Origin of the sequence: Curtobacterium sp. APC 4022, assembly GCF_030407555.1 — a bacterium.
GTDB lineage: Bacteria > Actinomycetota > Actinomycetes > Actinomycetales > Microbacteriaceae > Curtobacterium.
Window position 1 is genome coordinate 1 of sequence record NZ_JASDDD010000013.1, and the last position, 19,229, is coordinate 19,229.

General features: G+C 71.2%; 14 protein-coding genes, 1 tRNA gene and 1 pseudogene. 11 read left to right on the top strand and 5 right to left on the bottom strand.

The window, feature by feature from the left end:
• Nucleotides 1-868 (bottom strand): annotated as a pseudogene (locus tag QL987_RS06145) (hypothetical protein); the annotation flags it as partial.
• A gap of 119 nt (nt 869-987) precedes the next feature.
• Here QL987_RS06145 and QL987_RS06150 point away from each other — a divergent pair.
• The 7 genes from QL987_RS06150 (at nt 988) to QL987_RS06180 (ending at nt 8,914) form a co-directional block, all read left to right on the top strand.
• On the top strand, nt 988-2,475 hold the full coding sequence (locus QL987_RS06150; RefSeq protein ID WP_290156778.1) for a malate:quinone oxidoreductase: 1,488 nt from the start codon (nt 988-990) through the stop codon (nt 2,473-2,475).
• Nucleotides 2,476-2,521: 46 nt separating this feature from the next.
• Nucleotides 2,522-3,724 (top strand): Rv2578c family radical SAM protein, encoded by a 1,203-nt coding sequence (locus tag QL987_RS06155; RefSeq protein WP_290156779.1) that lies wholly within the window; start codon nt 2,522-2,524, stop codon nt 3,722-3,724.
• Nucleotides 3,725-3,960: 236 nt separating this feature from the next.
• Entirely contained in the window at nt 3,961-5,214 is a 1,254-nt protein-coding gene (locus tag QL987_RS06160; RefSeq protein WP_290156781.1) for an ATP-binding protein, read from the top strand.
• Nucleotides 5,211-6,449: a hypothetical protein gene (locus QL987_RS06165; protein WP_290156783.1), complete on the top strand. Its 1,239-nt coding sequence runs from the start codon at nt 5,211-5,213 to the stop codon at nt 6,447-6,449. The genes QL987_RS06160 and QL987_RS06165 overlap by 4 nt, the downstream gene beginning before the upstream one ends.
• Nucleotides 6,436-7,137 carry a response regulator gene (locus QL987_RS06170; RefSeq protein ID WP_290156784.1) on the top strand — a complete coding sequence of 234 codons (702 nt, stop codon included), beginning with the start codon at nt 6,436-6,438 and terminating at the stop codon, nt 7,135-7,137. Before QL987_RS06165 ends, QL987_RS06170 begins: the two co-directional genes overlap by 14 nt.
• On the top strand, nt 7,137-7,772 hold the full coding sequence (locus QL987_RS06175; RefSeq protein ID WP_290156785.1) for a thymidine kinase: 636 nt from the start codon (nt 7,137-7,139) through the stop codon (nt 7,770-7,772). Before QL987_RS06170 ends, QL987_RS06175 begins: the two co-directional genes overlap by 1 nt.
• A 101-nt stretch (nt 7,773-7,873) precedes the next feature.
• Nucleotides 7,874-8,914, top strand: coding sequence for an LLM class flavin-dependent oxidoreductase (locus tag QL987_RS06180; RefSeq protein WP_290156786.1), 1,041 nt, complete (start codon nt 7,874-7,876; stop codon nt 8,912-8,914).
• Nucleotides 8,915-9,304: 390 nt separating this feature from the next.
• On the opposite strand, the gene QL987_RS06185 is transcribed toward QL987_RS06180, so the two are convergent.
• The 3 genes from QL987_RS06185 to QL987_RS06195 all read right to left on the bottom strand — a co-directional run bounded on the left by QL987_RS06185 (nt 9,305) and on the right by QL987_RS06195 (nt 13,438).
• Nucleotides 9,305-9,378 (bottom strand) — tRNA-Pro (locus QL987_RS06185).
• A gap of 473 nt (nt 9,379-9,851) precedes the next feature.
• Nucleotides 9,852-10,805 (bottom strand): metallophosphoesterase, encoded by a 954-nt coding sequence (locus tag QL987_RS06190; RefSeq protein WP_290156787.1) that lies wholly within the window; start codon nt 10,803-10,805, stop codon nt 9,852-9,854.
• Nucleotides 10,802-13,438 carry a transglycosylase domain-containing protein gene (locus tag QL987_RS06195; RefSeq protein ID WP_290156788.1) on the bottom strand — a complete coding sequence of 879 codons (2,637 nt, stop codon included), beginning with the start codon at nt 13,436-13,438 and terminating at the stop codon, nt 10,802-10,804. Before QL987_RS06195 ends, QL987_RS06190 begins: the two co-directional genes overlap by 4 nt.
• Nucleotides 13,439-13,488: 50 nt before the next feature.
• On the opposite strand from QL987_RS06195, the gene QL987_RS06200 reads away from it, so the two are divergent.
• Together QL987_RS06200 and QL987_RS06205 are read left to right on the top strand one after the other, a co-directional pair.
• The gene (locus tag QL987_RS06200) at nt 13,489-13,647 is read left to right on the top strand and encodes a hypothetical protein (protein WP_290156789.1); all 159 of its coding nucleotides are present in this window, start codon (nt 13,489-13,491) and stop codon (nt 13,645-13,647) included.
• On the top strand, nt 13,644-14,105 hold the full coding sequence (locus QL987_RS06205; protein WP_290156790.1) for a RidA family protein: 462 nt from the start codon (nt 13,644-13,646) through the stop codon (nt 14,103-14,105). Before QL987_RS06200 ends, QL987_RS06205 begins: the two co-directional genes overlap by 4 nt.
• A gap of 86 nt (nt 14,106-14,191) precedes the next feature.
• On the opposite strand, the gene acs is transcribed toward QL987_RS06205, so the two are convergent.
• Nucleotides 14,192-16,201 (bottom strand): acetate--CoA ligase, encoded by a 2,010-nt coding sequence (gene acs, locus QL987_RS06210; protein WP_290156791.1) that lies wholly within the window; start codon nt 16,199-16,201, stop codon nt 14,192-14,194.
• 666 nt (nt 16,202-16,867) lie between these two features.
• Here acs and QL987_RS06215 point away from each other — a divergent pair.
• Both QL987_RS06215 and QL987_RS06220 read left to right on the top strand, forming a co-directional pair.
• Nucleotides 16,868-18,262: an ATPase, T2SS/T4P/T4SS family gene (locus QL987_RS06215; RefSeq protein WP_290156793.1), complete on the top strand. Its 1,395-nt coding sequence runs from the start codon at nt 16,868-16,870 to the stop codon at nt 18,260-18,262.
• Nucleotides 18,259-19,140 carry a type II secretion system F family protein gene (locus QL987_RS06220; protein WP_290156795.1) on the top strand — a complete coding sequence of 294 codons (882 nt, stop codon included), beginning with the start codon at nt 18,259-18,261 and terminating at the stop codon, nt 19,138-19,140. The genes QL987_RS06215 and QL987_RS06220 overlap by 4 nt, the downstream gene beginning before the upstream one ends.
• Nucleotides 19,141-19,229: the final 89 nt, after the last annotated feature.

Genomic DNA, 19,229 nt, shown 5'->3' on the forward strand with positions numbered 1-19,229 from the left:
GGTCGGGGTCGGGTCCGGGCTCGGGGCTGGGGTCGGTGCCCGGGTCGGTGCCGGGGTCGGTGCCCGGATCCGTCCCGGGATCGGTGCTGGCGTCGGCGACGACGACGTGCACCGCGCGGGGGCCTGCCGGCTGGTTCGCCGCCGAGACGCCGTAGAGCTCGAGGTCGTGCTCGCCGACCTGCAGGTCGGCGGCGCACGACCACGTGCCGGGCTGGGAGGCGTCCTCGCCGGCGGCGTCCGCTTCGCAGAGCACGTCGGTACCTCGGACGACCACGACGTGGGCACCGGGCTGCGCGGTGCCGGCCAGGTCGGAACCGACCGTGATCGTCGTCTCGGTGAGCTCCGGAGCCGTGAACTCCCCGCGGGTGACGACGTCGAAGTCGGAGCCGGCGTCGCCGAGACGGAGTGCGGAGGACCCGGGGGTCTGCTCGAGCGTCAGTCCGTTGCCGGGGGAGAGCGCGTCGTCCGCGACGAACCGGAGGGAACCGTCGGCACCCGCGACGGTGCGCATGGTGAGGCACCGTGACGGGTCCGTGGCGTCGATGACGATCGCGTAGGGCAGACCCGGTCCGTTGAGCGGGCTGAAGCACCGATCGCCGATGACCAGCGGACCGGTGGCGCCCGGCTCCGGGTGGAGCACGGCGTCGGCGGTGGCGGCGTTCGTGTGAGCCTCCTCGACGCCGTCGACGGTGCCCACGGCGACGAACCCGTTCGAGCCGGCGAGGCGGAGCGTGCTGGTGACCGTCGAGTCGGACGTGGTCGCGTCGACGACGGTCTGGGCGGAAGCCGACGTGGAGACGGCGAGGAGCGGGGCGGTCGCGAGGAGGGGGACGGCGACGAGCCCGGCCATGGTCGTGGTGCGGCGCATGGTGTGCTTTCGGTGGAGGGCCAGGAACCCCAACACTGTATGAGATATGTGGGATCGCAATCGACCATCAGGTGCGAGGTGATCCGCGGCCGCGCAGGGAACGGAGGTAGGCTCGACGGGTGGCAGTGAAGCAGGTGGACCCCATCGATGTCGTCCTCGTCGGGGGAGGGATCATGAGCGCCACGCTCGCCGCGATCATCCACCGGCTCGAGCCGGACTGGAAGATCCGCGTCTACGAGCGGCTCGGCTCGGCCGCGCAGGAGTCCTCGAACCCGTGGAACAACGCCGGGACGGGTCACTCTGCACTCTGCGAGCTGAACTACACGCCGGAGCTGCCGGACGGTCGTGTCGAGATCGCGAAGGCCGTGACGGTCAACGAGCAGTTCCAGGTGTCGCGCCAGTTCTGGTCGCACCTGGTCGAGGACGGCACCCTGCCCGACCCGAAGAGCTTCATCAACCCGACACCGCACATCTCGTTCGTCTGGGGTGCGGACAACGTCGCCTACATGCGTGCCCGCTACGACGCCATGAAGGACCACCCGCTGTTCGCCGGGCTCGAGTACAGCGAGGACGCCGAGCAGATCCGCAAGTGGGCGCCGGCGCTCATCCCGGGCCGTAAGAAGGACCAGCCGATCGCGGCGACCTACTCGGCGGCCGGCTCGGACGTCGACTTCGGCTCGCTGACCCGACAGCTGTTCGACCAGCTCGAGATCGACGGGCTCGAGTTCGAGCCGTCGCACCGCGTCACGAAGATCGTCCGCTCGAAGGTGTCCGACGGCTGGGTGCTCGACGTCCGCAACGAGGTCGGTCGCACCAAGCAGCGCATCGCGGCGGACTTCGTCTTCGTCGGTGCGGGTGGTGGTGCCCTGCAGCTGCTGCAGAAGTCCGGCATCCCGGAGATCCGCGGCTACGGCGGGTTCCCGGTGTCCGGCGAGTTCCTCCGCACCGATGACCCCGAGGTCGTGCAGAAGCACTCGGCGAAGGTCTACGGCAAGGCGAGCGTCGGTGCTCCGCCGATGTCGGTGCCGCACCTGGACACCCGCATCGTCGACGGCAGCGCCTCGCTGATGTTCGGCCCGTACGCCGGGTTCAGCCCGAAGTTCCTCAAGCAGGGCTCGGTCCTCGACCTGTTCGCCTCGATCCGCCCGCACAACCTGCGGCCGATGCTCAGCGTCGCGTTCTCGAACTTCGACCTGGTCCGGTACCTGGTCGGGCAGCTCCTGGCATCGAAGCAGACCAAGTTCGACGCCCTCCGCGACTTCATGCCCGCAGCCGAGCCCGAGAACTGGCACCGGATCACGGCCGGCCAGCGCGTCCAGGTCATCAAGCCGGACAAGGACAAGGGCGGCGTCCTGCAGTTCGGGACCGAGGTCATCACGTCGGCGGACGGCTCGATCGCCGGACTGCTCGGAGCCTCACCGGGTGCGTCGACGGCGGTGCCGATCATGCTGAGCATGCTCCGCAAGTGCTTCCCGGACCGGTGGGACGGCTGGCAGCCCACGGTGCGCGAGATGGTCCCGACGTACGGGCAGGACCTCGGCGACGACGCCGCGCTGGCGGACGCCACACTCGACCGCACCGCGGCGGTGCTCGGACTGCACCGCTGACTTCGGTCGCCTTGCGCCGCGTTCGAACGTGTGTTCGAATGGGTGCATGCGGTGGGACGGACAGGCGATCACGGCCGAGCGGAGCGACATGCTCCCCGGGCTCGAGTCGAACAGCGGGTTCGTCCGGAGTGTGACGACACCGGAGTTCGCCGGCGTGACGTTCCACGAAGTCCTGGCGAAGTCGGCGCTGAACAAGGTCGGGGGAGCGGACGGCGGCACCTGGGGGATGACCATCAACCCCTACCGCGGCTGCAGCCACGCGTGCGTGTACTGCTTCGCCCGCCCGACCCACACCTACCTGGAGTTCGACGGTGGCGCGGACTTCGACCAGCAGATCGTCGTGAAGACGAACGTGGCGGACGTCTTGACGCGCGAACTCGCGAAGCCGAGCTGGGACCGGCACCCGGTGGCCCTCGGCACGAACACCGATCCGTACCAGCGGGCCGAGGGGCGCTACCGCCTGATGCCCGGCATCATCCGAGCGCTGGCGGAGTCGGGGACGCCGTTCAGCATCCTCACCAAGGGCAGCCTGCTCCGCCGGGACATCCCGCTGCTGGTCGAAGCGGCGAAGTCCGTGCCGGTCGACATCGCCATGTCGATCGCGGTGTACGACGACGACCTGCAGCAGTCCGTCGAGCCGGGGACGCCGACGACCTCGGCCCGCCTGGCGACCGTTCGTGCCGTCCGTGACGCCGGACTCGACTGCTCGGTCTTCCTCATGCCGGTCCTGCCGTACATCACGGACACCCGCGCCCACCTGCAGGACGCGGTCGGACGCGCGGCGGCGTCGGGCGCCACGAGCCTGATGTACTCGGCGCTGCACCTCAAGCCGGGCATCAAGCCGTGGTGGTACGAGTGGCTCGGCCGCACCCACCCGGACCTGGTCGGCCGGTACCGGGCGATGTACCTCGACAACACGTACGCGCCGAAGGACTACCGGCGGTGGTTGGCGGAGCGGGTCCGCCCGATCCTCCGCGAGCACGGGCTGTCCCTCGGGCAGGTCGACCCCGCGACCGGGTCGATGGGCTTCTCGGACGACGCCGTCCCGCGCACGTCCGACCAGTCGCCGTTGAAGCGCGCCGACCCCGGGTACGCCCACCGGGCCGAGTACCGACCGACGAACGGGCGGCAGCCGGCGCAGGCTGTTGCACCGTCGTCGCCGTCCCCGTCGCTGTCCCCGTCGCTGTCGCCGACGTCGACCCCGGTCCGACCGACGTCGTCCAGCACCGGCGGGCCGCGCCTGTTCTGAGGCGCCGGAGGTCCGCGAGCCCGTGTCCGGGGGACAGCAGAGGGTCGGTGGTCGCCGGTACCATGGTCCGGTCTGCCGTCTGAGGACCTGATCGGGGTACACAACCCCGTGCATCGTGGTTGGATCGATGGTGGCGCCCCTGCAGCTGAACGGCCTCCCGAACGGTCGTCAGCGGTGGAGAGCACTCGCTGGCCGGGTGCTCCGTGACCCCTCGACCGCACGGAAGGACAGCCCCGGTGCTCGGCATCCCCACGCATCTCGCCCCCCGGGTGAACGCGTGGTCGACGGTGCGCGCCTTCCACGCGGCGGCGATCGGCTCCCTCGTGGCCGCAGCGCTGCTGTTGGTCCTCTACCGGCTCGACGCCCCGAACGACCACGTCCTCGGCGCCGTCCTGGCCGTCGTGCCGATGCTCGTCATGATCGCTGTGCACACCCACGTCGGCACGTGGCGGTCAGGCGCTGCCTTCCTCGTCGTCGGGGGCATCTGCGCGTGGTGGTTCGCCACCGTCGTGCAACGTGAACTCGCCGACGTCCCCTGGGTCAGCTCCTACCTGCTGTCCCTGGTCGTCGTGCCGCTCGTCCTCATCGGCGGATCGGGGAGTGGCACCCTCCGTGTCGTCCTCTGGTCGGTGTCCGGCTTCACCGTCGGGAGGGTCGTGACCTCCGTCGCCGCCGCACGCTCCGGCGGCCCCGACCACCCCCTCGTGCTCGCCTGGGTGACGCTCGGCTTCGTCATCGCGCTCGTCGTCGCCGTCAGCCGCTCGACCGCGCGGTCCGAGCGCGTCCAACCCGAACTGCTGCGGTCCGCCCGTGAGGAACACGTCACCGCGTACCGCGCCGGCATCGAGGCCGAAGCCGCCGCGATCCTGCACGACACGATCCTGAACCACCTCAACGCCATCGCCCTCGCGCCGGCCGGACCGATGGACGAGCACCTCGCCCGGACCATGGAGTCCGACGTCGCGATGCTCACGGGCCGGGCCTGGCTCGCCGGGGACGCCACCACGGCGAACGGCGTCGATCCGACGGATCCCACGTCCGAGGCGGTCGCCGCGTTCGAGCGGATGATCGACGAGCAGCGTGCCACGGGCCTCCAGGTCGCCGTGACGGGTGACCCGTCGTCCGTCGGGCGCCTGGACCCGCGGGCCATGACCGCCGTCGTCCGCGCCGTCGGGCAGTGCCTGGCGAACGTCCTCAAGCACGCCGGCACCGACACCGCCGAGGTCAGCGTCTTCGACGACGGAGCGGCGTGCACCGTGATGGTGGTCGACGACGGGCGCGGCTTCGACGAGCAGGCGACCGGCGCCGATCGGATGGGCCTCCGGAACTCCGTCCGCGAACGCATCGGCCGCGTCGGCGGCGACGTCCAGGTGTGGTCGTCGCCTGGATCCGGCACGAGCGTCATGATGAGCGTCCCGTACGCGGCGACGATCGGCTCCGCGCCGGTCGTGCACCTCGCCGGTGACGACGACGTGGAGCGTGCGTCGTGACCGCCGGCCGCGCGGACCGCGGTCGCGGCAGCGGCAGCGGCCGCCGGACCGCTCAGCAGTACGACCCGCTCGGCGCGATGGGGTCCCGACCCCTCGCGGTCGTGATCGGCGCCGGCGGGGTGCTCTGGGCGAGCCTGGTGTCCCTGTTCGACCGCGACGTCGTCGGCACCCCGACGGTCAGTGCCCTGACCGTCCTGCTGCTGGCGGCCTCCGCGGTGGTGGTGATCAGCGCCTCCAGTCCGTTCCGTGCGCCGTTCCCGCGCTGGGCGTTCGTCGCCCACGTCGCGTTGCTCGCGGCCGCGACCGTGACCAGTTCGGCGGCGCAGTGGGGGCCGGACCGTTCCCTCGTCAACGACTTCATGGTCCTGCTGTGCGCGGTCGGCATCGTCGGGGTCGCACCGTACCGGCCGTGGGTGGACCTGGTCGTCGGCGGGCTCGTCCTGGCGGTGGTCAACGGCGTGACCGCCGGGACGGTCGCCGCGGTGTACCCGGCCGGCGTTCCGGTGTCCGTGGCCGCGTTCCTGGCGGCTGCGCCGACCCTGGTCCTGACCGCCGCGGCCGCCGTGTTCGCGCGGACCTTCGCCGGTCTGGCGGAACGGGTTCAGATCCGTGCCGGGTCCTACTCCGTCGAACGGGCTGAACGCGACGGCATCACCGCGAGCGTCCAGCAGGACCGGTCCACGATCCTGGCGCGCGACGTCGCACCGTTCTTCGCCGAACTCCGGACCCGTGCGTCGATCACCGACGCCGACCGGGACCGGGCCCGCGCGATCGCCGACGGCATCCGCCAGGGGATGGTCGCCGAGGCGGACCGCACCTGGCTCGAGTACGCCGTCCGGGTGTCGGGCGACGCCGCGGCGACCGTGCACGACCCGGAGGGACTGGCGTCCGCCATGGACGCGGACCAGCGGACCGTCGTCCGGACGTTCGTCCGGGCGCTGCTCGGCGCCGCGACGGTCGACCCGGCCGGCGTCCGGGTCACGGTCGCCCCCGTCGGCGCGCTCGCGCCCGGCCTGGGTGCGGACGGGCCAGCGGCCAGACCGACGGCCGGTGCGGCGGGCCCGACGAAGCCGCGGGTCGGGATGACCTTCGACGTCGTGGTCGCGGACTCCGACGTCGGGATCCACCGGACCTTCGACCCCTACTTCGCCGTGCTCCGCGTGACGTTCCCCGACACCGACGTCGCCGTCCGACCATCGTCACTGACATTAAGGTTCTCGTATGACCAGCACTGACCCGAACCGTCTCACGGAGGGCGGTCCGTCGATGCCGACCCCGGGTTCGCGACGGGTGCGCCTGGCCATCCTCGACGACCACGAGGTCCTGCTCGACAGCCTGTCGAGCTGGATCGCGGTGAACGCCTTCGACTTCGACCTGGCCCTCACCGCCCACACCTGGCTCGAGATGGTGCACAGCGACAGCTTCCCGACCGACCTGGTGTTCCTCGACTTCCAGCTCAAGGAGCCCGTCTCCATCGAGGCCCGGGTGCGCACCTGCCGTGCCGCTGGTGCGAAGGTCATCGTGCTCTCCAGCGTCGACGCGCGTGAGTCCCGCGACCGGTCGCTCGCCGCCGGCGCGGCTGCGTTCCTGTCGAAGTCCCTGCCGATGCGCGAGGTCATGGACATCGCGCGCGAGGTCATGGGCGTCGCCCGCGAGACCCCCGCGCAGCGCGAGTGGCGGCCGTTGCCCACCGGCGCGAGCGCCCACCAGCGGCCCAAGCTCAGCCACGGTGAAGAGGAAGCGCTCCGCCTGTACGTCTCCGGCTACTCCACCAACGAGGTCGCCGCGCAGATGAACGTGCAGTACGAAACGGCGAAGACCTACCTGCGGCGCGTCCGCGAGAAGTACGCGAAGGTCGGCCGCCCGGCGTCGAAGAAGTCCGACCTGATCCGTCGTGCGGCGGAGGATGGGTTCCTCGCGTAGTGGCGAAGCTCTACTTCCGCTTCGGCGCGATGAACAGCGGCAAGAGCACCGGACTCCTGCAGGCCGCCTACAACTACGAGGAGCGCGGTCAGCGGGTCCTGCTCGCGAAGCCCGCCGTCGACACGAAGGGCGACCGTGAGATCGTCTCGCGGCTCGGTGTGACCCGGACCGTCGACGTGGTGCTGCCCGCCGACGTGGACGTCCGTGCCGCCGTCGCCGAGGCCGGTGCCACCGACCCGGAGTCCGCGCGCCTGGACGGCATGGTCCGACCGGTCAGCTGCGTGCTCGTCGACGAGGCCCAGTTCCTCACCCCACGGCAGGTCGACGACCTGCTGCGGATCGCCGTCCTCGACCAGATCCCGGTCCTGGCGTACGGCATCCGCACCGACTTCCGCACCGAGGCGTTCCCCGGCAGCCGGCGGTTGCTCGAGGTCGCGCACTCCCTGGAAGAGCTCAAGACGATCTGCCGCTGCGGACGCAAGGCGGTGTTCAACGCGCGGAAGATCCACGGGCAGTTCGTCTTCGACGGGTCACAGGTCGCCATCGACGGCGCCGACGTCGAGTACGAGTCGCTCTGCGCCAACTGCTACCTCACCGAGTCCGGTGGGCGGCTGGACGGCGCCGCCGAGCGCTGACGCATCGTCCCGGACTGCTGACGCTCCGTCCCGGACTGTTGACACTCCGTCCCGGACAGGAGGCGCGGAATGGTCGCGGGGCGGCTCACGTTGGCTCCGACATGAGTGACGCACCCCTGCACCTTTCCGTCCTCGACCTCGCCACGCGCGAGTACGGCCAGTCGAACACCGAAGCACTGCAGGGCTCGATCGACATGGCCGTGCGGGCCGAGCAACTCGGCTACGAACGGATCTGGGTCGCCGAGCACCACGGCATGCCGGGCATCACGTCGTCCGCACCCGCCGTGCTGCTGAGTGCCGTCGGAGCCGCGACCTCCACCATCCGGATCGGGTCCGGTGGCGTGATGCTGCCCAACCACGCACCCCTCGTCATCGCCGAGCAGTTCGGCACCCTCCGTGCCCTGTACGGCGACCGCGTCGACCTCGGCATCGGTCGCGCACCCGGTACGGACGGCGCGACCGCGATGGCGCTGCGTCGCACCGACCGCCTGGACGTCGACGACTTCCCGCAGCAGCTCGCCGACCTGATCGGGTTCTTCACCGGCATGGAGGAGTCGAACCCGCTCTCCCGGATCCGCGCCGTCCCCGGCTACGGCGACGTGCCCGAGTTCTGGCTGCTCGGTTCCTCCGGGTACAGCGCGCAGGTCGCCGGTGCACTCGGCATCGCCTTCGCGTTCGCGCACCACTTCGCCTCGGACAACACCGAAGCGGCACTGGCGCTCTACCACCAGTCGTTCCGGCCGTCACGCTTCCGGTCGGAGCCCCTCGCCCTCATCGGCGTGCAGGTCGTCACCGACGAGGACCCCGCCGTGGTCGAGGAGCAGAGCGCCCCGGGCATGATCTCCTTCATCCGGATGCGTCAGGGCACGAAGCCCGAGCCGGTGTCCATGGACGAGGCGCGCGCCTACCAGTTCTCGGACCTCGAGCGTCGGTTCATCGCCGCCCGCACCGAGCGTCAGGCGTACGGCACGCGTGAGCAGGTCGCAGCGAAGATCAACGACCTGGTCGAGTCGACCGGGGCGGACGGTGTCATCGTCGCTCCGGGCGCCGCACAGGCGCGCTACCGGCACCAGGCGCTCGAGGTCGTCGCCGGGCTGCACGCCGACGGGCGTCTGGTCCGCCCGGGCGTCGCGGTCGCGTAGGGGAGCGGCCGGCGCTGCTGCTGGCGGGCGCGGCCCGGCACGCAGCCTGGCTCGCGCTGCCGGTTGGGCGTGGACACGCACTACCGGAACCGGTTCACACCGCGGGAAGCCCTGGTGCGGGCCGGTTCTCGTTGTGCGGCGGCACGGCTTGCTACCGGATGCTCGGCACGCCAGCCTGGCTCGCGCTGCGCCGGTTCGGCCTGGACAGGCACTACCGAAACCGGTTTGCGCCGCGGGAAGCCCTGGCGCGGGCCGGTTCTCGTTGTGCCGAGACCCAGACGGCTGTTGGGCGCGAAAACGGCTGATCTGAACACCAGGACAGCCCTCGGCGGTACAGCCCGCGGATAAGCAGAACGGCCCTGGTTCCGAGTGGAACCAGGGCCGTGGCTGTCGGGGTGACAGGATTTGAACCTGCGACCTCGTCGTCCCGAACGACGCGCGCTACCAAGCTGCGCCACACCCCGCGGTGTGATCACTCCGTTCCCGGAGCAACCCCAGAAGTCTATCCGATGTTCGGGGGTGCTCACGACCACGCGATGTCGGCCGGGCGCGTCGCGATTCGCCGCGTTGAGTCGGACCACACGGCCGGGCCTCCGCACACGGCTGCGGCCGCAGACCGGCGCGCCCCCCCGGACCGGCGTCCCCCCGGACCGGCACCCACCGACCCGCGCGGGCGCACGCAGAGCGGCGGGGTGCCCGAGGACCGGCCTGGCGCCTACCGACGCGGCGCGGGAACGAGGAGATGCGCGCAACCGGCCCGCGACCGCAGCTGTCGTGGGAACCAGGACCTGCGGGTGACCGGCCTACGATCCCCTCCGGCGCCCGGCTGTCGCTTCGGCGGAGTGATCCTCGGCGGACCCCGATCGGGAGGCACGTGACCACCAGGTGGACAGGTGAGAGCCGGGCGGCCGACCTCCGATGCGGACCCCGATGTGGCTCAGGCTCGGGCGGTGAGAGTGACGACCACGGCCTCGGGGCGTACGGCGAACCGGATCGGCGCGTAGATCGAGGTGCCGAGCCCGGCCGAGACGTTGAGCCACGACCAGTGCGTCCGGTTCTGCCACTGGTGTAGTCCGCTGGCGTACCGACGGGGGAGGTCCGAGTTCGTCACCAGTGCCCCGACTCCGGGGACGGCGACCTGGCCGCCGTGGGTGTGCCCGGCGAACACCACGTCCGCGCCCTGCGTGACGAAGGCGTCCAGCACCCGACGATAGGGCGCGTGCGTGACGCCGATGGACACGGGGGAGGGACCGGTCTCGTCCTCGGACCAGGGGACCTCGGAGCGCATCTCGTCGACGTTGGCCGGCAGCAGATCGAGACGGTCCCAGCCGCGGTGCGCGTCGGAGGTGCCAAAGAGCTCGAAGCGTGAGCCGCGGACCTCGATCGCACGGGCGCGGTTGTTGAGGTCGAGCCAGCCGAGTGACTCGAAGAAGGCCGTCTGCCGATCGACGTCGAGCTTCGCCGGAGGCGCCTCGGGCCGCATCGTGCTCGGACCGGAGAGGTAGCGCGCCGGGTTCCGCGGGGACGGGGCGAAGAAGTCGTTCGAGCCGTACACGAACGCTCCGGGGATGCCGCGGAACGGCTCGAGGGCGTACTCGACGGCGGCGTTGGCGGTCTCGTGCCCGAGGTTGTCGCCGGTGTTCACGATGAAGTCCGGCTCGACCAGGCTGAGGTCGCGGATCCACTGCTGCTTGTCGGCCTGCCACGGCGCCATGTGGATGTCGGAGAGGTGCAGCACCGTCACGTCACGGGAACCGGCGGGCAGGACGGGGACCGTCTCCCACCGGATGCCGAACCGCCGGCGTTCGACCAGTGCGCCCCAGGCTGCCGAGGCGACACCGACCGCGGCACCCGCGGCCAGGACGCCGAGGGCACCGCGGCCGCGGCTCATCGGCAGTCCTTCGGCGCCTTGCCGTCCTTGTTGCCGAACAGCTTGAGGGTCACCCCGGTGGTCTTCGCCGTGGCCGTCCCGGCGCCCGGAGCCACCGCGGCGACCGTGCACTCGTTCTTGCCGTTGCCACGCTCGTAGTCACCGGCGACGGCCACGTTCGTGAACCCGGCCCCCGCCAGGGTCGACTTCGCGTCGTCGACCTTCTTGCCGCCGACATCGGGGACCGAGGCCTGCGAACCGTCCGTGGTGTAGACCGTCACGCTCGACCCCTTGGAGAGCTGGAGTCCGGCTGCCGGACTGGTCGACGAGACCGTCCCCGCGGTTCCGCCGCCGGACTGCACCCCGCCGTCGACGTACGTCAGGCCGACGTTCGCGAGCGCTGCCCGAGCCGCGTCGGGGGTCTGCCCGGCCACGTTCGGGACGCTGATGCTGTTGCCGCGGATGGCCGCCGCGGACGGGGTCTCGAACTCGCCGCCGGGGTATTGGGTGTTCACGACGGCCTGCGCCTGGCGCCAGAGCGCGGTGCGGGATCCGGCGTACTGGCCGTTCGGACCGTAGATGAAGCGAAGGTTCTGCTTGCCCTCGATGTTGCCCATCCACGCGGCGGTCGCGGCCTTGCTGGTCGCGCCGACGAGCCAGATCTGGTCTGCGAGGTCGGTCGTACCGGTCTTCGCGAACTCGTCGTAGCCGTCCGCGGTCCGGCCACCGACTGCGGTACCGATCGTCAGGACCTTCTTGAGGGCGTAGATCGCGGTGGCGGCGACCTGCGGGTCGATCGCCTGGGTGCAGTCCTTCGGCTGGCCGCCGAGCGACTTGCCGTCGGCGTTCGTGACGTTGTCGATCGCGATCGGCCGGCAGAACGTGCCCTTGTTCGCGATGCCCGCGTACGCCGCGGCCATGGTCAGCGGCGCGATGTAGTTCGTGCCGAGGACGAACGACGGGTTCGTCTTGACGCGGGTGGTCGACGCTTTCGACATGTCGTCCGCGAACTCGGTGGACGTCTTCCGCGGCTTGGCGAGGTGCACGCCGAGCGACTCCGCGGTGTCGCGGATCTCGCACCCGTCGAGCTTCTGCTCCATCTGGACGTACGAGTTGTTGATCGAGCGGTAGGTCGCGTTCTCGACGGTCATGTTCCCGCCCTCACCCGGAGCGTCGTTGCTGACCGGGTAGCTGGTCGAGTACGTCTGGTCGCACTGCGTGAAGCTCGAGAACGTGCGCGGCGTCCCGTTCACGATCTCCTGCAGCCCGTGGCCGTTCTGCAGCCAGTTCAGCAGCGTGAACGGCTTGAACGTCGAACCGGTCTGGAAGCCCTCACCGCCGCCGTACTGCTGGTCGACACTGAGGTTCAGACCCGTGTCGGTGGCCGGCGCACAGGCGTTCGGGTCTGCGCCCTGCGAGCCGCACTTCGCCAGCTGGTTGTAGTTCTTGTTCTGCACCATCGTCAGCACACGGCCGGTGTCGGCCTCGACCGAGTTCAGCACGCCACCCAGTGCGAACCGGGACTCGGTGTTCGGCGCGTACTGGTTGATCAGGTCCTTCTGCGCGTTGTTCAGGTCGAGGTTCAGCGTGGTCTGGATCGTGTAGCCACCGTTGCGCCAGGCGGCGTCGCGCTGCTTCTGCGTCGCACCGAGCTGCGACATCTCCTTGACGATCTGCACCGCGTAGTCGCAGAAGAACTGCGAACCGTTGCCGGCGGAAGCCTTGCAGCCCTGGGTCGGGTCGGTCAGGTGCACGTAGTCGGCCGGCTTCGACGCGATGGCCTCGTCGAACTGCTTCTTGTCGATGTGCTTCTGCGCGTACATCGACTTGAGGATGACGTCACGACGGGCGACGTTGGCCTCGTAGAACTTGGGGTCCGACAGGTTGCGGGTGTTCGGCGACTGCACGATGGCCAGGATGGACGCGCCCTCGGCGGGGGTCAGGTCCGTGGCGTTCTTGCCGTAGTAGTGCTGGGCCGCAGCCTGCACGCCGTAGGTCTGGTCGCCGAAGAAGGCGATGTTGAGGTACCCGGTGAGGATGTCCTTCTTCGAGTACTTCTTCGCGAGCCCGATCGCGAGCTTCATCTCCTCGAGCTTGCGGGAGACCGAGACCTTCGTGGCCTCGTTGTAGGCCTTGAGGCGCTCTTCCTGTGTCGGGAGCTCGAGTGCCTGCTGCATCTTGATGTTGCGGACCAGCTGCATGGTCAGGGTCGAGCCACCGCCGGAGTCACCGAGGCCACCGCCCGCGACCGTACCCACGCCAGCTCGCACCAGCGAGGTCATGTCGACCCCGCCGTGGTCCCAGAAGCGCTTGTCCTCGCCGTCGATGGCCGCGTTCTTCAGGTTGTCGCTGATCTGGTCGTACTTCAGTTCCTGGCGGTTCTGGTCGTAGACCGTCGCCAGGTGCACGGGCTTGCCGCCCTGGTAGGCCAGCACTTCGTTGCGCTGGGGCAGGTCGCCGAGCTCGATGTACTCGGGCAGGGACTCGAACACCCCGATGGTCGAGGTCGTCGTGACACCGGCGACCGCGATGGCCGGGGTGACACCGATCGTGACGAGCAGACCGGCGAGTGCGCTGAAGCCGACGAAACCGATGAAGGCGCCGACTGCGGAGACGGGCTTGGTCCGACGGGCAGACGTCTTCTGGGCAGACATAGGATGCAGCCTAAACGACACCTCGGACTGAAAGGCTGGCAAGGAACCGCATGCGCCGCTGGGAATACCTCACGACTCCGTTGATCATCCACAACACCACTGCCATCCTGAACAACTTCGGTGACCAGGGCTGGGAACTGGTCCAGGTCGTCACCGGCCCCGAGGGCGGCCTGGTCGCCTACCTGAAGCGTCCGAAGGTCGACGCATGAGCATCGAGGACCGCCTGCGCGAGCTCGGCCTCACGATCCCGGCCGTCGCCGCGCCCGTCGCGGCGTACGTCCCGGCCGTGGTCTCGGGCTCGCACGTCTTCACCGCGGGGCAGCTGCCCTTCGTCGACGGCGCCCTCCCGGTCACCGGCAAGGTCGGGTCCGCGGTCGACGCCGAGATCGCGACCGCGCAGGCTCGGCAGGCCGCACTGAACGGCCTCGCCGCCGTGCAGAGCGTCGCCGGGTCGCTCGACCGGGTGGCGAAGGTCGTCAAGGTGACCGTCTTCGTCGCCTCGGACCCCTCCTTCACCGGTCAGCCCGGCGTCGCGAACGGCGCCTCGCAGCTCGTCGGCGACGTCTTCGGTGAAGCGGGCATCCACGCCCGCAGCGCCGTCGGCGTCGCGGTGCTCCCGCTCGACGCCCCCGTCGAGGTGGAGCTGATCGTCGAGTTGACGGACTGAACCACCGGCGGACGTGACCGGTCTGCGAACGAGAAGGAGGGCCTCCAGTCCGCATCGGACGGGAGGCCCTCCTTCCGGCGGCGGGTCTACATCAGTTCCGCGATGGTCGCCATCACCGTCGGGTCGGCCAACGTCGTCGTGTCGCCGATGCGTCGGCCCTCGGCAGCGTCGCGGAGCAGGCGGCGCATGATCTTGCCCGAGCGCGTCTTCGGCAGCTCGGGGACGATGACGACCTGGCGGGGCTTCGCGATCGGGCCGATCCGCTTGCCGACCCAGTTGCGCAGTTCGGTCGCCGCGGACACGCGGTCGACGTCCGCCGCGGCGTCGGCGGTGAGGATCACGAACGCGACCACCGCCTGTCCGGTCGTCTCGTCGGCGGCACCGACGACCGCTGCCTCGGCGACGCCCTCGTGACCGACCAGTGCCGACTCGATCTCGGCCGTGGACAACCGGTGTCCGGAGACGTTCATGACGTCGTCGACGCGTCCCTGCACCCAGATGTCGCCCTCGCCGTCCAGACGGGCACCGTCGCCGGCGAAGTAGCGGCCGGGGAAGCGTGACCAGTACGTCTCGACGAAGCGGTCCTGGTCACCCCAGATGCCGCGGGCCATCGCAGGCCACGGCTCGGTGATCGTGAGGTAGCCGCTGCCACCCGGTCCGACGCGGTTGCCGTCGTCGTCGACGATCTCAGCGACGATGCCGGGCAGCGGAGTCTGGGCGGCGCCGGGCTTGAGCTTCGTGACGCCGGGCAGGGCCGAGATCATGATGCCGCCGGTCTCGGTCTGCCACCACGTGTCGACGATCGGGGTGCGGTCGTGCCCGATGACCTGCCGGTACCACTGCCAGGCCTCGGGGTTGATCGGTTCCCCGACGCTGCCCAGCAGGCGCAGGGTCTCGAGGCTGCGTGCCTCCGGGATCTGCCGTCCGGCCTTCATCGCCGCGCGCACGGCGGTGGGTGCGGTGTACAGGACCGTGACGCCGTACGCGTCGACGAGGTCCCACCACCGGCCGGGCTTCGGCTCGTCGGGGGTGCCCTCGTACAGGACCTGTGTCACGCCGTTCGCGAGCGGGCCGTAGACGACGTAGGTGTGCCCGGTGATCCAGCCGATGTCGGCGGTGCACCAGTAGACGTCCTTCTCCGGGTGCATGTCGAACACGTTCTTGTGCGTGTACGCCGCCTGGGTCAGGTAGCCACCGGAGGTGTGCACGATGCCCTTGGGCTTGCCGGTCGTACCGGACGTGTACAGGATGAAGAGGGGATTCTCGGCGGGGAACGCCTGCGCCTCGTGCTCCGGGGCGGCTGCGGCGAACTCGTCGTGCCACCAGCGGTCCCGGTCGGTCCACTCGACGTCGTTGCCGCCGCGCTGCACCACCAGCACGTGCTCGACGCTGTCGGTGCCCTCGCCCTGCAGGGCCTCGTCGACCGCGGGCTTGAGCGGCGAGACGGCACCCCGGCGCCAACCGCCGTCGGCCGTCACGACGACCTTGGCGCCGGCGTCCTCGATACGGGCGCGCAGGCTCTCTGCGCTGAAGCCGCCGAAGACGACGGAGTGGATCGCACCGAGGCGGGCGATCGCCAGCATCGTGACCACGGCCTCCGGGATCAGCGGCAGGTAGACGACGACGCGGTCGCCCTGCGTGACGCCGAGGCCCGCGAGCATGTTCGCCGCACGCTGCACGTCGGCGGTCAGCTGCGCGTAGGTGATGGTGCGGGTGTCGCCGTTCGCGCCCTCGAAGTGGATCGCGACGCGGTCGCCGTTGCCCGCGCGGACGTGCCGGTCCAGGCAGTTCTCGGCGACGTTCAGCTCGCCGTCCGCGAACCAGCGTGCGAACGGGGCCGCGGACCAGTCGAGCGTGCTCGTGAACGGCGTCCGCCACTCCAGCAGGGCGCGGGACTGCTCGGCCCAGAAGGCCACCCGGTCCGCGCTGGCGGCGTCGTGCAGGGCACGGTCGGCCACCGCGTCGGCCACGAACTCCGGCGACGGCGGGAACGTCGTGGCGTCACCGGGGGTCTGGTCGGTCTGGTTCTGGTCGGCCGGGTTCTGGCCAGCACCGGTCTGGTCGGTACGGGTCTGGTCCTGCTGCGGAATCGTCATCGATGTCCTCTCGTCTCGTCCGCCGGGGGCGCGGTCGGACCACCGAGGCAGTCGATGACCGGGCGCCTCCGGAGACTACTCCGAGCGCCGACGCCGCCGAGGCGCCTGTGGACAACTCGCTCACCGCGGATGCTCGGGTCCGGTCCCGCACGGCCGGATGGTCGATCCACGCACTCGATCGCGTTCTCCGGTCAGAGGTGTCGTCGGATCCGGTTCCTGGGGTACAGTTGTTCCTGCCGGGCTCGTTCCCGGTGGCGCCGGCCAAGATTCCCCCCAATCCGCCGGTGTCCTGGCGGCACCCGTTCCCCCCAACAGGTGCCGCCTCTTCTTTTTCCCGCGGCGCCCGCGTCTCCCGGGCCCTCCGTGAGGCCCGCTCAGACCTGCTCGATCCGCGCAGGTACGCGGAACGGTGGACAGAGCGGTCCACCGGCAGGATGACGCATCGTGCTCCTGCAACCACACGGACTGGACCGACCGTTCTTCGAGTGTCCCCCTCATTGCGGACCGGCGAGAGCCCCGGAATCCTCGGGATCCGGGGCTCGACGGCGGGGTACGGCCGACAAGTTCGGGGTACAAGTCCCGCACCCTGGCCACCGGTGGTTGCGTTCTCCACCGGTCCGTCCTGGAGTCACTGGGCGGGCCCGCCCCGTCCGTACCGTCGTCGACATGCACCGGCATCGCGCACCGTTCCTCCCCGGCACCCCACGTCCGGAGCACCGTCGTCAGGCCGCCGCGCTCGTCGACTTCGAGGAACTCGCACCCCTCGTCGCCGACGACCGCGTCACCGACGTGCTGGTGCTCGGGGGACGCGGGGTCTGGACCGACCGAGGCGGTGCGCTCACCGCGGTCAGCGGCCTCGTCCTCTCGGAACGGCGGACCCGTGACCTCGCTCGAGCCCTCGTGGCCCGCGGTGGTCGCCACGTCGACGAGACCACACCGTGCGCGGACGTCCGTCACGGCGACGGCATCCGGGTCCACGTGGTCCTCGCGCCGGTGAGCGTCCTCGGCACCACCATCTCGATCCGACTGCCACAGAACGCGGTCCCGACGATCGACCGGCTCGCCGACGGCGGCTTCTTCCAGCACGTGCCGCGCGCCGTCGTCGACCGGGCCGTGCAGGAGCGACGGAACGTCCTCATCACCGGGGCGACCGGCAGCGGCAAGACGACCCTCCTCGCGGCGATGCTCGGGTCGGTCCCGACGGACGAGCGGATCGTCACGGTCGAGGACGTCGCCGAACTCCGGATCGACCACCCGCACGTCGTCGCCCTCGAAGCGCGGCAGGCCAACGCGGAGGGCGCGGGGGCGCTCGGGACGGAACGGCTCCTCCGCGAAGCGCTGCGGATGCGGCCCGACCGCATCGTCGTGGGGGAGTGCCGGGGCGCAGAGATCCGCGAGCTCACCTCCGCGCTCAACACCGGGCACGACGGGGGAGCGGGGACGGTCCACGCGAACGGGGTCGGCGACGTCGCGGCGCGGCTCGAGGCGCTCGGAGCGCTCGCCGGGCTGGGTCCTGCGTCCCTGGCACGGCAGGCGGCGAGCGCGTTCGACCTCGTCCTGCACGTGGAGCGGCGGAACGGGGTCCGGCGGCTCGCCGAGGTCGGGCGGTTCGGCGTGGACCGGCAGGGGCAGCTCGAGGTGGTGGCGGTGGCGGTGGCGGAGTCCGGGGCTGGACCCGGGCACGGGCCCGGGCCCGGGCGTGGGCCTGCGGCGGTGTCGGTCGGAGCGAGCACGGGGTTCGAGGGGCGCGGGCGGTCCGGTTCGCCCGCGGGGGCGTCCGGCGGGGAGCGGGCACGCCGCGCCAGGGTGGCGCCCGCGCGTGTCGACGGTGACAGCGACGACGGTGTCGGCCCTCTGCCCGCCAGCGGGAACGCCAGCGGGGTCGATCGTGGCGTCACCGGCCGTCCCGGCGCTCCCGGCGGTCCCGGCGGTGGCGCCGGCGGTGGTGTCGGTCCCGCTGGAGTGCACGCCGACGCCGACGCCGACACCGGTGACGGCGGTGCGGCGCGCCAGCGACCTCGCGCCGCCAGCGGCGCCCATCGACGGACCCGCGGAGCGTGACGCCGCCGGATGATGCGCTCGCCGTGGCGCGCGCGGTGGATCGCGTCGCGGTGTTGGTGGCGGCCGGGGTGCCGCCGCCCCGGGCGCTGACGCTGGTGGCCGAACTCGGAGCCGGCGCCGGAGCCGGCGCCGGCACCGGACCACGCCGGTCGTCGTCCGTCGGGAGGCCACCCAGCACCGGTGGGTCCGAGGTCGACGGCGTGCTCGCCGTGGCTGCCCGGACCGGATCGCCCGTCGTCCCCGCACTCCGCGCGCTCGCCGGAGCCCTGCGTGACCGGGCGGCGGCGGAACGAGCGGTGCGCACGGCCCTCGCCGGTCCGCGGGCCAGTGCCCGGGTGGTACTGACACTGCCGGCCTTCGGTGTGCTGCTGGGCTCGGCATGGGGCGTCGACACGGTCGGTGTGCTCACCAGGACGCCACTCGGATGGTCCTGCGTCGTCGTCGCAGCACTGCTCGTGGCCGTGGCCGTGCGCTGGAGCCGGCACCTGCTCGCCGCGGCCGCCGACACCGGGGGAGCGCCCGGCCTGCTCCTCGAGGTCTGGGCCGTCGCGCTGTCCGGCGGCGGCGCCTGGTCCGACGCTGACCGGACGGTCGCGGCGGTCTACGGCGACCGCGACTGGCCCGAGGTGGACCGGCGGCGGCTCGCCGAGACCCTCGCCCTGGCAGACCACGCCGGCGTCCCGGCAGCCGGGCTCCTCCGCGCCGCTGCCGTCGACCGACGCGCTGATGCCGCTGCCGAGGGTCTGGTGCGGGCCGAACGACTCGGGGTGCGGTTGGTGCTGCCGCTCGGGGTCTGTGTACTGCCGGCGTTCGTGTGCGTCGGGGTTGTGCCCGTCGTGCTCGGGATCCTCTCCTCCACATCTCCCGGACTCCGCTGACCTCTGCACGGACCGGATCGTGGCTCTCCTGCCCGAGGTCGTCCTCGCCGAAGGTGGATCCAGGGCGCGGAACGACGGACCACCTCGTT